The organism is Nocardia sp. NPDC059229, from assembly GCF_042754165.1.
Lineage (GTDB): Bacteria > Actinomycetota > Actinomycetes > Mycobacteriales > Mycobacteriaceae > Nocardia.
In genome coordinates this window covers 25,806-40,834 of sequence record NZ_JBHZAK010000018.1, presented here as the reverse complement: position 1 = coordinate 40,834, position 15,029 = coordinate 25,806, and the positions used below count along the sequence as shown (strand labels likewise).

Sequence of the window (15,029 nt, the reverse complement as noted above, 5' to 3'; positions counted from 1 at the left end):
CGGCACCGTGATGGCGTCACACGCCGGAGACGGCGCCCACCCGGTCGCCTTCGCCGACAGCATGGGCGTCGGTCTCGGCGTCATCGGTGTCCTGGTGCTGCTCGCCGCCGGTGTGGTCGCCCTCGGCTACCGCCGCGGCTGACTCCTCCTCCAGCCCGATCCGCTTGTGCAGCGCCGCAAGCGGTTTCGGCGCCCACCAGTTGCCGGTGGACATCAGGCGCATGAGGGCCGGGGCGAGCAGACCGCGAATGATGGTGGCGTCGGAGACCACGGCCAGCGCCAGGCCGATGCCGAACAACTTCATGGGTGCGACCTCGGAGGTGGCCACGGCCAGCAGCACCACCGCCATCAAACCCGCCGCGGCGGTGAAGATCCGGCCGGTGCGGGCCACCCCGAGGGCCACCGAGCGGGTATTGGCCGCCCGGCCGCGATCGGAGGCCAGCCACTCCTCCCGAATCCGGGACAGCAGGAAGACCTCGTAGTCCATCGACATGCCGAAGGCCAGGCAGAACATGAGGATCGGCATGAACAGGTCGATGCTGCCGGTCGGGGTGAACCCCAGCAGGCCGGACAGGTGGCCCTGCGCGAAGACCCAGATCATGGCGCCGAAGGTGGCGGTCAGCGACAGCATGTTCAACAGCAGTGCCTTCACCGGGAGCACCACGCTGCCGGTGAACAGGAACAGCAGGATCAGGGTGATGACGGCGATGAGCGCGGCCGCCAAGGGGATCCGGCTGATGACCGAGTCCATGGTGTCCTCGTTCAGGGCCGCCGCGCCGCCGTACAGCACCTCGCCGGGAGCCGGGACCGCCCGCAGTGCCGCGAGCTGCTGCTTGCCCGCGGCGGAGTAGGGCGCGACCTTCGTGCCGACGGAAAGGTAGGTCCCGTTCGGGCCGGCCATCTGCGGGATACCGGCCGCCACCCGCTTGCCGGTCGGCGGAACGCCCTCGGCGGACGGCGACGCCAGGTAGACGCCTTCGCTGGACAGCACCGCCGCGACGCCCGGCACCTCCGACAGGCTCTTGGCATACGCGCCGATTTCCGCTGCGCCGCCGTGGAATTCGGGCAGCACGATCACGGTGCTGGAGGCCATGTCGGCATTGAAGTCCTGCCGCAGCGCGTCACCCACCTGACGGCTGGACGCGAAGGTGCCGATCACGCGATCGTCCGGGGTGCCGAAATGTGCCTTCAGGAACGGGGATCCGAGCGCCAGCAGCACCGCCGCCGCGATCACCGCGACCGGCAGCGCGCGCCGCATGACCGCGGTCACCAGCCGGTACCAGAAGGTGGTCTCGACCGGCTTGGGCGCAGGCTCGCCGCGACCCAGCAGGCGGCGCACCGGTTTCCGCAGATCCCAGGCGTTCACCCGATCGCCGAGCAGCACCAGCGCGGCGGGCAGCAACAGCACCGACGCGCCCACGGCCGCGGCGACGACCGCGACACCGGCGTAGGCGAAGGACTTGAAGAACGGCTGCGGGAACACCGCCAGCGCCGCCAGGGCCAGGGCGACGGTCAAGCCGGAGAACACCACGGTGCGGCCCGCGGTCTGCACCGACCGCAGAATGGCGGCCCGGGTATCGCGGCCATTGGCCAGCTCCTCGCGATACCGGCTGACAATGAACAGGCTGTAGTCGATGGCCAGGGCCAGCCCCAGCGCGCTGGTCATGTTCAGCGCGAAGATGGAGACATCCATGACCGTGGTCAGCCCGCGCAGAATGCCCAGCGTCGCGGCGATCGCGAACAGTCCCACGCCGACCGGCAGCAGCGCCGCGACCACGCTGCCGAACACCAGCACCAGCAGCAGCGCCGATACCGGCACCGCGATGGCCTCCGCCAGCAGCAGGTCCTTCTCGACCTGGTGATTGATATCGGCGAAGGAACCGGCCATGCCGCCGACCCGGACCTGCACGCCGTCGCTGTCCCCATTGAGCTGGTTCGACAGCTCGGCGGCCCGGTTCTGCACCTCGGTGTCGGTGCCGGTGACCGTGGCCATGATGAGCCCGCGCTGCCCGTCCTTGCTCTTCAGCGCGGCGGCCAGGTCGGGCCGGGCGGTGAGACTGGTCCAATACGACTGCACGCCGGTCACCGTCGGGTCCTGGCTCAGCTCGTCGGTGACGCGCTGCGCCTCGGCGCGCACCTGCGGGCTGTTGACGCCCCCGTCACCGCTGACCATGACGATGAGGTTGGGATTGCCGCCGGGGAAGTTCTTCGTGATGAAGTCATTGGCGCGCACCGACTCCAGCGAGTCGGTGAGATAGCCGCCGCCGACCATGTGGGATTTCACGGTGGCTCCGAAGCCGCCGCACACGAGCATCAACAGGAGCGCGGCCACCAGGACCGCGCGCGGGCGTGCCATGGCGAACCGGGCAGAACTGGTCAACATTGACGCCACCCTCCGAAGTCTTCAGACATTCGGAACGGTAACGTTCCTGACCTACCGGTCGGTAGGGTCAGTGATGATGTTCATGGTGATGTGGTGCCGCTATTACTTGGCTTTCGTGATGCGCCCGCGCACCTCACCCAGCTCCAGGTGACCGCCCCCGCTGGCGGGTGCGGTGGCCGTGATGACCACCTCGTCGCCGTCCTGCAGGAAGGTCCGCTGGACCCCGTTCAACTCGATCGGTTCGGTACCGCCCCAGCTCATTTCCATCAGCGACCCACGCTCGCCACGATCGGCCCCCGAGATGGTGCCGGAGGCGAACAGGTCGCCGGTGCGGGTCGACGCGCCGTTGACCGTCAGATGCGCGAGCATCTGCGGCGCCGACCAGTACATGCGCCGAAACGGGGGAGTGGAGATCACCTGGCCGTTCCACTCGACGGTCAGCGTGATGTCCAGTCCCCAGGACGTGTCGTCTCGCAGATACGGCAGCGGCTCCGGATGCTGCGGCGGCAGCGGAATCCGCGCGGCGGCCAGCGCGTCGAGTGGAGTCACGAACGCCGACAGGCTGGTCGCGAAGGACTTGCCGAGGAACGGGCCCAGCGGTTGCCCCTCCCAGGCCTGGATATCCCGGGCCGACCAGTCGTTCACCAGCGCCACCCCGAAGACGTGCTCGGCGAACTCGCCGGTCCCGATGGGGGTACCGAGCCGCGAGCCCGCGCCCACCACGAAGCCCAGTTCGGCCTCGATATCGAGGCGGCGGCTCGGCCCGAAATCCGGTGTGCCGGAATCGGTCCGGCGTTGTCCGTGCGGCCGGACGACATCCGTGCCCGACACCACCACGGTGCCCGCGCGCCCGTGATACCCCACCGGCAGGTGCCGCCAATTCGGCAGCAGCGGTTCACCGGCCGGCCGCAGCATCCGGCCCATGGCGGTGGCGTGATCGAGGCTGGCGTAGAAGTCGACGTAGTCGCCGATCTCCACCGGCAGGTCCAACCGCACCGCCCGCACCGAATGCACCGCCGCCGCGGGCAGTTCCGCGTCGGCCGCCGCGCGCACCCGCTCGCGCACCTCCCGCCAGCACTGCGGGCCCTGGGTCATGAAGGCGTTCAGGCTGGGCTGCGCGAACATCGGATCATCCAGCGCCACCGCCAGATCGATGATCGAATCGCCCAGCCGCGCCCCCACCCGCGGGTCCCCGCCCAGCGGCCGGAACACGCAGTACGGCAGGTGTTCCGGCCCGAATCCGGAACCCGCGGGCACCTCGATCCGCACCCGGCTGCTCATTTCCCCACCACCCGATCCCATGTCACCAACCCCTGCACCGTCGCACCACTCGGACTCAGATCCACTCGGACGGCCCTCGCCCCGACCAGGTCCAGGCATAACGCGCGTCCTCGCACGCCAGCGCGCCCTCACCCAGCTGCAACGGGTGGAAGGTGTCCACCATGACCGCCAGCTCGTCGAAGAAATCGATGCCGATGCTGCGCTCGTAGGCCCCCGGCTGCGGCCCGTGCGCATACCCGCCCGGATGCACCGACACCGAGCCCTGCCCGATTCCGGATCCCTTGCGCGCCTCGTAGCTTCCGCCGCAATAGAAGAGGATCTCGTCGGAGTCCACATTCGAGTGGTAGTAGGGGACCGGTATCGACAGCGGGTGGTAGTCCACCTTCCGCGGCACGAAATTGCAGATCACGAAGTTCTGCCCCTCGAAGGCCTGATGCACCGGCGGCGGCTGATGCACGCGGCCGGTGATCGGTTCGAAGTCGGCGATGTCGAAGGTGAACGGATACAGGCAGCCGTCCCAGCCCACCACGTCGAAGGGGTGGCTGGCGTACACCATACTGGTGCCGACGATCTCACCGGCGGGGCGGTGCTTGACCAGCACCTCCACGTCCTCGCCCTCGACCTGTACCGGTTCGGTGGGCCCGTGCAGATCCCGCTCGCAGTAGGGCGAGTTCTCCAGGAACTGGCCGTATTTCGAGAGATACCGCTTGGGCGGGGTGATGTGGCCGGCGCCCTCGATGACATAGGCGCGCAAGGGTTCGGGGCCGTCGGGAATCCAGCGATGCGTGGTGGCGCGCGGCAGCAGCACCTGATGCCCCTGCCGCACCGGCAGGGCCCCGAAGACGGTTTCCACCCGCCCCGAACCGGATTCGATGTAGACGAGTTCATCGCCGACGGCATTGCGGTACAGCGCCGATTCCCGCAGCGCCGCCACGTAGGAGATGCGCACATCGGCATTGCCCAGCAGCAGTCGTCGCCCGGTCACCACATCGCTGTCGGCCGGCTTGTCGCCCAGGAACAGTTCGTGCAGCTTCAGATGCCGGTGCCGCAGTGGATGATTCGGGTACAGCCGCTGTTCGGGCAGTATCCACACCGACGAATCCACAATGGCCGGAGGCAATCCCCGGTGATAGAGCAGCGAGGAATCACCGGAGAAGCCCTCTTCGCCCATCAGCTCTTCGTAATAGAGCGTGCCCCGCTCGTCCCGATGCTGCGTGTGCCGCTTGGGCGGCACCGAACCAACCTGCCGATAGAACGTCATGGCGGCCTCCCGCTGACCGATGGTCCCTTTCCCATCGTAGCCACCGGATAACGGCAGGACCCCGGATTCTCAAGCGTGGCGCAGGGCCCGATACACCGCCGCGCCGACGAACTCACCCAGTGTGTCGGGGGTCCACTCGCCCGGATCGGTGAGCAGGGTGCGCACCGCACCCTCACCGGCCGAGACCCACAGCTCGACCAGGGCCGGCAGCTTGCGTTCGGCCTGCGCGGTGCCCCAGGCCTTCAGGGTCGGGCGCAACCGCCGGGTGCAGCGCTCGACGGCCAGCAGCCGGCCCTTGCCGAACGAATCCGCCACGGCCGGATCGGGATTGCCGTACAGCAGGCGCCAGGTGTCGGGCCGCTGGGACACCGTGTGCAGCAGGGCGCGGAAGCCCTCCACGAAGACCGCTTCGTCGGCTTCGACCCGGCGGCGCGGCAGCGTCTCCATGACGCCCTGCACGAGGTAGTCCTCCTCGCGGCGGATGAGCGCTTCGAGGAGCTCCACCCGATCGGCGAAGCAGGCGTAGACGACCGGGCGGGTGACCTTCATGCGGTCGGCCACGGCGGCGATGGTCACCGCCGCGATGCCGTCGGCGACGGCGATCTCGAGGGCGGTGTCGAGGACCTGCGGGCGACGCCGTTCGGGACCCAGATGCCGCGCGCGCTGGCGTGGTCGTATCGCCGAATCGATGCCCATGCGCACCGACGATAGCAGTGCGCGCGGGGTGGGGACCCGCTGGTCCGAGCCGGTAACAAGATCATTTCCTACAGCAGTGCACAAAAATGCTACATTCACGAAGGAAACCACCCGGAGGAGCAGAGGACGCCCCCGGCCGGAGGAGACGAATCCCGATGAGTCAGACCCTGTTCAATCCGAAGACCTGCGAATTCGCCGAATTCGACGCCGAGACCAGGCGACTGCTGCGCGCCACCGTCGACTACTTCGAGACCTTCGGCAAGACCCGGCTGCTGGCCGAGAGCCGGGACCGGGTCTGGTACGCGGATTTCCTGGACTTCATCAAGCGTGAACGGGTCTTCGCGACCTTCCTGACCCCGGCGGCGCAGGCCGGCGGCGACCCGAACAAGCGCTGGGACACCGCGCGTATCGCCATGATGAGCAAGATCCTCGGCTTCTACGGCATGCAGTACTGGTACGTGTGGCAGGTCACCATCCTCGGCCTCGGCCCGATCTGGCAGAGCGCCAATGCCGAGGCCAAGGCCCGCGCCGCCGCACTGCTGGAATCCGGCGAGATCTTCGCCTTCGGCCTCTCCGAGAAGGAGCACGGCGCCGACATCTACTCCACCGACATGGTGCTGGAACCGAAACCGGGCGGCGGCTACGCCGCCACCGGAAGCAAGCACTACATCGGCAACGGCAATCTCGCGGGCATGGTGTCGGTCTTCGGCCGCCGCGCCGACAAGCCGATCATCGACTCCTCGGACTTCCTGCGGAAGATGACCGACGAGGAGTACTCGGGCTATCTGTTCTTCGCCGCCGACTCCCGGCACAAGAACTACAAACTGCGCAAGAACGTCGTCGACTCCCAGATGTACGTCGCCGCTTTCGATCTCGACCGGTACCCGGTCGCCGAATCCGACATCCTGCACACCGGGCGCGCGGCCTTCGACGCCGCCATGAACACGGTCAATGTCGGCAAGTTCAACCTCGGCTTCGGTGCGGTCGGCGCGTGTGAGCACGCCATGTTCGAGGCGGTCGGCCACGCGTACAACCGAATCCTGTTCGGGCACCGGGTGACCGAGTTCCCGCAGGTGAAATCGCTGTTGGCGGACAGCTACGCCCGCCTGATCGGCATGAAGCTCTACAGCGAGCGCGCCATCGACTACCTGCGCTCGGCCAATGAGAACGACCGGCGCTACCTGCTTTTCAACGCCATCGAGAAGATGTCGGTCACCCGGCACGGCCAGCGGCTGTACGAGGACCTCGCCGACGTCATCGCGGCGCGCGGCTTCGAGAACGACATGTACTTCCCGATGGCCATGGCCGGCATGTTCGGCCTGCCACGGCTCGAGGGCACCGTCCACGTGAACATGGCCCTGTCGCTGAAGTTCATGCCCAACTTCATGTTCCACCCCGCCGACGCCGGACTCGCCGCGCTGCGCTACCTGCCGGGCGCGGGCGTCGCGCCCAGGGGCGCGGTGCGCGCGGTGTCCAGGACGCTGAGCTGGACCAGCCGTCGTGCCAGCGGCCCCGCCGCCAAGGCGGTGCCCGCGCTGAAGAGCGAATTCGCCCGGGCCGCACACGCTCCCGTGCCCACCCGCCGCGACGCCGCCGACGACGAATTCCTGTTCCGCCAGGGCCCGAGCAGCGGCCTCGGCAAGATCCGCTTCACCGACTGGCGACCGGTCTTCGAGAAGTTCGCCCACATCCCGAATGTCGCGGTCTTCCAGGAGCAGGCCCTCGCCTTCCAATCCTTGCTCGCCGCCGCCACCCCGACCGCCGCACAGCAGCGGGACGTCGACTTCCTCTTCGCCCTCGGCGAGCTGTTCACCACGCTCCCGTACGCCCAGCTCATCCTCGAACAGGCCGAGATCGCCGGCGCCGACGAGTCGGTGCTCGACCAGCTCTTCGACCTCTTCGTCCGCGAGTTCTCCAAGCACGCCCTGACCCTGCACACCAAACCGACCGCCACCAAGGCCCAGCAGATCCGCGCCCTGGATCTGGTCCGCCGCCCGATCGCCGACCAGTCCCGCTTCGACCGCGTATCGGCGCAGGTCGAAGCCCTGGCCGGGGTCTACGAAATGAATCCCTGACGTTGTTCCCGGCGGCCCGGCCGGCCCGGGCCGCACATGCCACATTCGCCGGTCGTCTGCTCGGGGAGCACATGCGAGCCGGGGTTCCCACGAATCCCGTGACCGTCACTCCGCAGCAGGCCAAGGGGCTGTACGCCCGCGGGTCCCGGTCCAGCGCATAACGGCGGGGTTAACTTTTTGGGATTCTTCCCGGTCGGACCGGGCTTTCCGGGTAAAGAGGCGTACCTACGCTTGCGTAACAGGACAGGCGTACGGCAACCTCGCCTTGATCTTCGAGATGCTCGACCAGATCTTCGACATCGCTCCACCAGTTCAGACTCAGCCGAGGAGGCTCTTCCGTGTCCCACTACAAGGCGAACCTACGAGACATCGAGTTCAACTTGTTCGAAGTACTGGGTATCGGGGAACTGCTGGACCAGGGCGCCTACGGCGACCTGGACGCCGACACCGCGCGGGAGATGCTCGCCGAGGCGAAGCGCCTGGCGGAGGGGCCGATCGCGGAATCGTTCGTCGAAGCCGATCGCAACCCGGTCGAGTTCATTCCGGACCAGCACACCATCACCGTGCCGGAATCGCTGAAGAAGACCGTTGCCGCGGTCAACGAGGCCGGGTACTCCGGTCTGGGCATGGCCGAGGCGATGGGCGGCGTGCCCGCCCCCAACGCCCTCATCTGGGGTATCCAGGAAATGCTGGTCGCCGCGAACAACTCGGCCTCGTTCTTCAACATGGGTCCGCTCATGCACAAGGTGCTCTTCGACGAGGGCACCGAGCAGCAGCAGAAGTGGGCCACCCACGCGTGGGAGAACCGCTGGGGCGGCACCATGGTGCTCACCGAGCCGGACGCCGGCTCCGATGTCGGCATGGGCCGCACCAAGGCGATCCAGCAGGCCGACGGCACCTGGCACATCGAGGGCGTGAAGCGCTTCATCTCCGGTGGCGACGTGGGCGACACCGCCGACAACATCTTCCACCTGGTGCTGGCCCGCCCCGAGGGCGCCGGCCCGGGCACCAAGGGCCTGTCGCTGTTCGTGGTTCCGCGCTTCCTGTTCGACACCGAGACCATGGAACTCGGCGCCAAGAACGGCGCGCTGGTCACCGGCGTCGAGCACAAGATGGGCATCAAGTCCTCGCCCACCTGTGAGATCACCTTCGGCGGCGACATTCCGGCCGTCGGCTACCTGGTCGGTGACGAGCACAATGGCATCGCGCAGATGTTCAAGGTCATCGAGAACGCGCGAATGATGGTGGGCACCAAGGCCACCGGCGCGCTGTCCACCGGGTACCTGAACGCCCTGGAGTACGCCAAGCAGCGCGTGCAGGGCGCGGATCTGACCCAGATGGCCGACAAGAGCGCGCCGCGCGTCACCATCACCCACCACCCGGACGTGCGTCGTTCGCTGGCCACCCAGAAGGCGTACGCCGAGGGTCTGCGCGGGCTGTACATGTACTGCGCCTCGTACCAGAACGCCGATGTGGCGCAGGCCAATTACGGGGTGGACGCCGAGCTGGCGGAGAAGGTCAACGACCTGCTGCTGCCGATCGTCAAGGGCTGCGGTTCGGACCGGGCGTACGAGAGCCTGACCGAATCGCTGCAGACCCTGGGTGGTTCCGGCTACCTGCAGGACTACCCGATCGAGCAGTACATCCGCGACTGCAAGATCGACTCGCTGTACGAGGGCACCACCGCCATCCAGGCGCAGGACTTCTTCTTCCGCAAGATCATTCGCGACAAGGGTGTGGCGCTCGCGCACGTCGCGGGCCTGATGCAGCAGTTCATCGACGGCGGCCCGGACCAATTCAAGATCGAGCGCGGGCTGCTCGGCGCGGCGCTGGCCGACGTGCAGGCCATGGCGGCCACCCTCACCGGCTACCTGATGGCCGCGCAGCAGCAGATCGACGAGATCTACAAGGTCGGTCTGGGTTCGGTCCGATTCCTGTACGCCGTGGGCGATCTCGTCATTTCCTGGCGACTGCTGGAGCAGGCCGCCATCGCCCAGGCGGCGCTGGACGCCGGTGCGGCCGACAAGGACAAGAACTTCTACACCGGCAAGGTCGGCGTGGCGTCCTGGTTCGCGAAGAACAAGCTGCCGCTCATCAGCGGCGTGCGCTCGGTCGTCGAGAACATCGACAACGACATCATGAAGCTGGACGAAGCCGCTTTCTGACCCACGCGCATCCCCCGGCCCCGCACCTGTCCGGTGCGGGGCCGGTTTGCTTCATGCCACCCGGCTCGCGGGTCCCCGGTCGGCGGGGTCTCGACGTCGGTGCCGTCCGCCCGCGGCGGGAGCGACCACGGGGTTGGGGAGCACGATGGTCGGTGCGTCCAGCACGGCGTGTAGGTGGGCGCTGAAGGCGTCGAGGCTGCCGTAGCGCGTGAGGATCTCGTCGAGTACCTGGTGCGCACTCGAGCCTGTCGGATTGTTCATCTCGCCCCTCCGAGGTCCGCCACCGGCCGGGGCCGGGTTTTGACCGGCATTCTGCACGAGATATTCGAACGTGTAGCTACTTTGAAGATAACTGTGACTTTCCGTGCCTCGAGCACTCTCGATTCGTGCCACCGGCGTGGCATCTGGGCCGCTCCAGCGCCAGATTGCACTACCGTCCGGTACGGGTGACCGGAGTGGGGAACGGTGGCGGGGCTCGGGAGTGGTTATCTCGCCGCACCCCCGGTCCGGATCACCATGTCGGGGCCGTCGCCGGACGGTCCCGGAACGCGGTGCCCACGCTTCACCAAACCCGGGTGGTGCACCGTGCGTGGAAAGGTGCTCGACGGCCGGGTGGATCAGCCCGCAGACTCCCCGATCCACCCGGCCCCGAACGAGTTCCTGTGTGTCTTGTCGGCGCGGCGCGACTCGCCGATGTGACACGCACATTCGATGTGTGACGGCGCCGTGCAGTGTCGTCCCCAGCGGGTACAACTACGGCATGGTCTTCCCGGTTACCTTCGGCTGGATCCAGATGCTGCTGCTGGTACTCGGCATCGCGGCGATCGGATTGCTCGTCACGGCTGTTCTCAAAGCGCGCAAGGTGGGGTGGCGGGCGCTGGCCGGCCGGGGCGCGGGTGCGGCCGGGCTGGTGCTCGTCGCCGTCGTGATCCTGTGGATCACCACGCTGCTGCAGACGTTTCTCGGGCTCACCGGGGAGGTGAAGGCGGCGCACATCGAGGCCAAACCTGTTGCGGGGCAAGAGCACATGATGAACGTGGAGCTGACCCTCTACGGCGACAAGGACCACGGCGACCAGCACCAGACCTATCAGGTCGAGGGCGACCTGTGGGTACTGCAGGCCAATATCGTGGAACTCGAACCGTGGGTGAACGCGCTCGGCTTCAACTCCGGGTACAAGGTGACCCGGCTCTACGGCCAGCGGCTGGACGGCATCGCCACCAAGCAGAATCAGATCTTCCTCAATGGCAGCGACGCCGACTTCTTCCAGGACATGAAGAATCAGTCCTGGTACACAAGGCCTTTCGTGCGCTCGGCCTACGGCAACGCGGTCATCGCGGCCGCGGGCAGCTACGACGTCTTCATTTCCCGCGACGCCATCAAGAGCCGGTCCGTCTAGTCGGCGAGTTCGGCCACCACGGGCGCATGATCGCTGGCGCCCTTGCCCTTTCGCTCCTCGCGGTCCACGTTCGCCTCGGTGACCCGGGCCGACAGGGCGGGGGAGCCGAGGATGAAATCGATGCGCATGCCCTCCTTCCGGGGGAAGCGCAGCTGCGTGTAGTCCCAGTAGGTGTAGACGCCCGGGCCCGGGTGGAAGGGCCGCATCACGTCGCTAAAGCCCACCTCGCCGAAGGCGTCGAAGGCGTCGCGCTCCCGGTCGGACACGTGGGTCTTGCCCTCGAAGAATTCCGGCGACCACACATCCAGATCGGTCGGCGCGATATTCCAGTCACCCACCAGCGCGATCTGCGCGTCCGGATCCTCCGAAAGCCACTTGCTGCCCGCACTGCGCAGGGCGGCAAGCCATTCCAGCTTGTAGGTGTAGTGCGGATCGTCCAGGGCGCGGCCATTGGGCACGTACAGGCTCCACACCCGCACCCCGCCGCAGGTCGCGCCGATCGCGCGGGCCTCCACCACCGGCGCGCTGAGCAGCGATTCCCCGGCGTCCTTGTCGAATCCGGGCTGATCCGGGAAGCCGATCTCGACATCCTCGATCCCGACCCGGGAGGCGATGGCCACACCGTTCCACTGGCTGTAGCCGACGTGCGCGACCTCGTACCCGGCCGCCTCGAAGGCCTCGAACGGGAACTGCTCGTCCTTGCACTTGGTTTCCTGCATGGCCAGCACGTCGATATCGGCGCGGTCCAGCCACGCCAGCACCCGATCCTGCCGGGTACGAATCGAATTCACGTTCCAGGTAGCGATGCGCACGAGTGGTGAACCTTTCAGAACTAGTGTCTTGCGAAAGCGAGTGGCACGCAATCAGGGCGCGGCGTACCGGTAGCGGTGGTGTTCGACGAACCCCATCTCCTGGTACAGCGCCAGCGCCGCGTCATTCTCGTCCGACACCTGCACGTACGCGTGCGTGGCCCCGTGCGACTGCCCCCAGCGGATCATCTCCGCGCACACCAGCGCGCCCAGCCCGTGCCGCCGATGCCCGTTCGCCACCGCGACGCAGGTCAGCCCCGCCCAGCAGCGGCCGTCCGGGGCCGTGGTGACCGCGACCCGGCCGATGGCCAGCGGCGACTGCAACCCCAGCGTGGCGAAGGCGACCTGACCGTCGCGCACCGCCGTCAGCACCTCCACGACCGGGGTCGACCCGAGTTCGGCGTCCCCGCCGCGATGCCGGTGCATGGACAGCCAGGCCCCGTCCGGATCCGCGGTGAAGCGCACCATCGGCGGTCCGGACGGCAGCGCCATGGTCTCGATATCGACCGCCAGCACCTGGGTTTCGTTCCAGCGGCGCCAGTCCGCGGGCACGGTGGCCAGCCGGTCGGGCAGCTGGAACTGTGCGGGCAGGCTGTGCGCGGTGTACCACTCGGCGATCCGATGCAGGGTCTCGGTGTCCATCAGGGCGGGTCCGTCCGTACCGCCCAGCGGCACCGCGGAATTCGCGCGATTGGTGTACCCGTCCCCGGCGCGCAGCAGCCAGCCGCCGATCCAGGACCGCCGCAGGCCCGGCCAGCCGTCGGCCGCGGCCGCCTCCAGGGCGCGGATCTCGCTGGTCCGAATGGGCCTGGGCCCGAGCGGTTTCCAGGCCACCACCCGATCCCAGGCGATCGACACCACCTGGCCGTCGGCGGTGCGCACGGTCAGCGGATCGGTCTCGGTGAGTTCACCGATCACATCCGTCAGCGGTTGCGGATAGCCCGCGGGCAGGCGGTAGCGAACCACCACCCGCTTACCGATCGGCGGGAGTTCGGAATCGGTCATACCCGATCAGTCGTCGAGATCGTCGTCGTCGTGTCCGAAGGGATCCGGCACGGTGCCCGGTACCCAGCTCAAACCCGGCTTGCCCCAGCCGTTTCGCTTGATGGACTTCTTGGCGGCCCGGGCATTGCGCCCGATCAGCACGTCGACGTAGAGGAAGCCGTCCAGGTGCCCGGTCTCGTGCTGCAGCATGCGGGCGAAGAAGCCGCGGCCCTCGATCTCGATCGGTTCGCCGTGCTCGTCGGTGCCGGTGACCTTCGCCCAGTCGGCGCGGCCGGTGGGGAACTGCTCGCCGGGCACCGACAGGCAGCCCTCCTCGTCATCATCGGGATCCGGCATGGATTCCGGGATCTCCGAGGTCTGCAGCACGGGATTCACGACGCAGCCGCGGCGGCGGACCATCTTCGCGCCGTCGGTGTCGTCCGGGCAGTCGTAGACGAAGATGCGCGGCGAGACCTCGTCCTCGTCCTTGATGATGACCTGATTGGCGGCCAGGCCCACGCCATTGGCGGCGTCCATGGTCTCGTACATGTCCGCGATCAGCTCGGCCAGCTCCTCCGGGGTCTGCGTGACCGGAGTGGTCGCGCGGTGCAGAACCGGGTCGCCGACAATGCGAATCGGGAGAATAGCCATGCTGAGCAGCCTACTGGGTGGTTGCCGGGCTGCTCGAGGTGCCTGTTGCCGCTGTCGTAGGGCAGACTGACCTCGCACACTGGACGGACCCGGTCCACGGCGACACGCCGAGGGGGCGTCACAGAACACGCCGATCGGTACGCATCGGGACGACTCCGCCGCGTGGTTGAATGATCGGCGACGCACAAGCACCATATTCGTCTGGTGACCACTCGGCGAGGGAGCACTATGGACAGCGCAGCGGCACGCGACATCCCCGCAAGCGAGGACGGCCCTTCCGGCGAGGATGGCGCACACGGGCTTTCCCGCCGCGAGCTCGACATTCTCGACTTCGAACGCAAGTGGTGGAAGTACGCCGGTGCGAAGGAAGAAGCCATCCGTGAGCTCTTCGACCTCTCACCCACCCGCTACTACCAGGTCCTGAACGCGGTCGTCGACAAGCCGGAGGCGCTGGCCGCCGACCCCATGCTGGTCAAACGCCTGCGCCGGCTGCGCGCCAGCCGCCAGAAGACCAGGGCCGCACGCCGTCTCGGTTTCCAGGTGTGAACCACGCCCGGAATGTGAAGCAGCTTCCAACACCGCGTGCGTACGCGCTTGATCCCGCGCGGGCGCCCCATCACCCATTAGGCTCGATGCCGTGAGCAACCCGAATTCGCCGGCCGGCGGCCCGCCGCTGCGGGCCCTGGCGATGGTCCTGATCGCGCTGGCCATCGTGTTCGCCGGGCTGGGCGCGATGTCGCTGTCGAGTTCGGACTCCTCGAGCAGCAGCGCCGACTCGACCTCGCAGTCGAGCACCGCCGCGGCCACCACCACTGCGGCACAGCAGAATTCGGCCCAGGCCACCACCACCCCACCGGTCGCGCCCACCACCACGGCGGCGCTGCCCACGACCACTACCGCGACCACCACCGCGGCCGCGGGCGTCGACAAGACCCTTCCCGTACGGGTTTACAACAACGGCACCGTGCCCGGCTTGGCCAAGAAGACCGGCGACCAGCTCACCTCCGACGGGTACAACGTCACCGAGGTGGGCAACTACGCGAACGGCGTCATTCCGAAAACCACTGTGTACTACGGCAGTTCGCCCAAGGAGCAGGCGCTGGCCCAGGCCATCGCCGCGCAACTGGGCTGCTCGACCGAACCCCGATTCCCCGGAATCTCGGACTCGCCCACCGGCGTCATCGTCATCGTCACCGGTAACTGAATCGCCGTTGACAGCGGCACTGAATCGCTGTTGACAAGGCACTGAATCGCTGTTGGTAAGGCACTGTCGGGTCGCTCGAAAGAAACCGTGCGGCCCCTCCACGGCACACACGCACGTCTCT

Annotated in this window: 13 protein-coding genes; 5 read left to right on the top strand and 8 right to left on the bottom strand. The window is 67.7% G+C overall.

Annotation, left to right across the window (positions count from 1 at the left end; genetic code table 11):
* Positions 1 to 16: 16 nt before the first annotated feature.
* From ACFXHE_RS33100 to ACFXHE_RS33085, 4 genes are all read right to left on the bottom strand, one after another.
* Positions 17 to 2,383 carry an MMPL family transporter gene (locus ACFXHE_RS33100; protein WP_379388588.1) on the bottom strand — a complete coding sequence of 789 codons (2,367 nt, stop codon included), beginning with the start codon at positions 2,381 to 2,383 and terminating at the stop codon, positions 17 to 19.
* Between the two features lie 102 nt (positions 2,384 to 2,485).
* On the bottom strand, positions 2,486 to 3,664 hold the full coding sequence (gene fahA / locus ACFXHE_RS33095) for a fumarylacetoacetase (RefSeq protein WP_379388587.1): 1,179 nt from the start codon (positions 3,662 to 3,664) through the stop codon (positions 2,486 to 2,488).
* Between the two features lie 55 nt (positions 3,665 to 3,719).
* On the bottom strand, positions 3,720 to 4,925 hold the full coding sequence (locus ACFXHE_RS33090; RefSeq protein WP_379388585.1) for a homogentisate 1,2-dioxygenase: 1,206 nt from the start codon (positions 4,923 to 4,925) through the stop codon (positions 3,720 to 3,722).
* A 69-nt stretch (positions 4,926 to 4,994) separates the two neighbouring features.
* Entirely contained in the window at positions 4,995 to 5,621 is a 627-nt protein-coding gene (locus ACFXHE_RS33085; protein ID WP_379388584.1) for a TetR/AcrR family transcriptional regulator, read from the bottom strand.
* Positions 5,622 to 5,776: 155 nt separating this feature from the next.
* On the opposite strand from ACFXHE_RS33085, the gene ACFXHE_RS33080 reads away from it, so the two are divergent.
* Both ACFXHE_RS33080 and ACFXHE_RS33075 read left to right on the top strand, forming a co-directional pair.
* A complete protein-coding gene (locus ACFXHE_RS33080; RefSeq protein ID WP_379388583.1) occupies positions 5,777 to 7,696 on the top strand; it encodes an acyl-CoA dehydrogenase family protein in 1,920 nt (639 codons plus the stop codon).
* A 338-nt stretch (positions 7,697 to 8,034) separates the two neighbouring features.
* On the top strand, positions 8,035 to 9,861 hold the full coding sequence (locus ACFXHE_RS33075) for an acyl-CoA dehydrogenase (protein ID WP_379388581.1): 1,827 nt from the start codon (positions 8,035 to 8,037) through the stop codon (positions 9,859 to 9,861).
* A 51-nt stretch (positions 9,862 to 9,912) separates the two neighbouring features.
* On the opposite strand, the gene ACFXHE_RS33070 is transcribed toward ACFXHE_RS33075, so the two are convergent.
* Positions 9,913 to 10,122 carry a hypothetical protein gene (locus ACFXHE_RS33070; RefSeq protein WP_379388579.1) on the bottom strand — a complete coding sequence of 70 codons (210 nt, stop codon included), beginning with the start codon at positions 10,120 to 10,122 and terminating at the stop codon, positions 9,913 to 9,915.
* Between the two features lie 499 nt (positions 10,123 to 10,621).
* On the opposite strand from ACFXHE_RS33070, the gene ACFXHE_RS33065 reads away from it, so the two are divergent.
* A complete protein-coding gene (locus ACFXHE_RS33065; RefSeq protein WP_379388708.1) occupies positions 10,622 to 11,260 on the top strand; it encodes a hypothetical protein in 639 nt (212 codons plus the stop codon).
* On the opposite strand, the gene ACFXHE_RS33060 is transcribed toward ACFXHE_RS33065, so the two are convergent.
* From ACFXHE_RS33060 to ACFXHE_RS33050, 3 genes are read right to left on the bottom strand one after another with little or no spacing between them, the layout of a single operon-like run.
* The gene (locus tag ACFXHE_RS33060) at positions 11,257 to 12,072 is read right to left on the bottom strand and encodes an exodeoxyribonuclease III (RefSeq protein WP_379388577.1); all 816 of its coding nucleotides are present in this window, start codon (positions 12,070 to 12,072) and stop codon (positions 11,257 to 11,259) included. The two genes, ACFXHE_RS33065 and ACFXHE_RS33060, sit on opposite strands and share 4 nt — an antisense overlap.
* A 51-nt stretch (positions 12,073 to 12,123) precedes the next feature.
* The gene (locus ACFXHE_RS33055; RefSeq protein WP_379388576.1) at positions 12,124 to 13,074 is read right to left on the bottom strand and encodes a GNAT family N-acetyltransferase; all 951 of its coding nucleotides are present in this window, start codon (positions 13,072 to 13,074) and stop codon (positions 12,124 to 12,126) included.
* A gap of 6 nt (positions 13,075 to 13,080) precedes the next feature.
* Entirely contained in the window at positions 13,081 to 13,704 is a 624-nt protein-coding gene (locus ACFXHE_RS33050; RefSeq protein ID WP_379388575.1) for a peptide deformylase, read from the bottom strand.
* Between the two features lie 228 nt (positions 13,705 to 13,932).
* Between ACFXHE_RS33050 and ACFXHE_RS33045 the strand changes: the two genes are divergently transcribed.
* Positions 13,933 to 14,250, top strand: coding sequence for a DUF3263 domain-containing protein (locus ACFXHE_RS33045; RefSeq protein WP_364619725.1), 318 nt, complete (start codon positions 13,933 to 13,935; stop codon positions 14,248 to 14,250).
* Between the two features lie 91 nt (positions 14,251 to 14,341).
* Complete coding sequence (locus ACFXHE_RS33040) at positions 14,342 to 14,908, top strand: LytR C-terminal domain-containing protein (RefSeq protein WP_379388574.1); 567 nt, start codon at positions 14,342 to 14,344, stop codon at positions 14,906 to 14,908.
* Positions 14,909 to 15,029 lie beyond the last annotated feature (121 nt).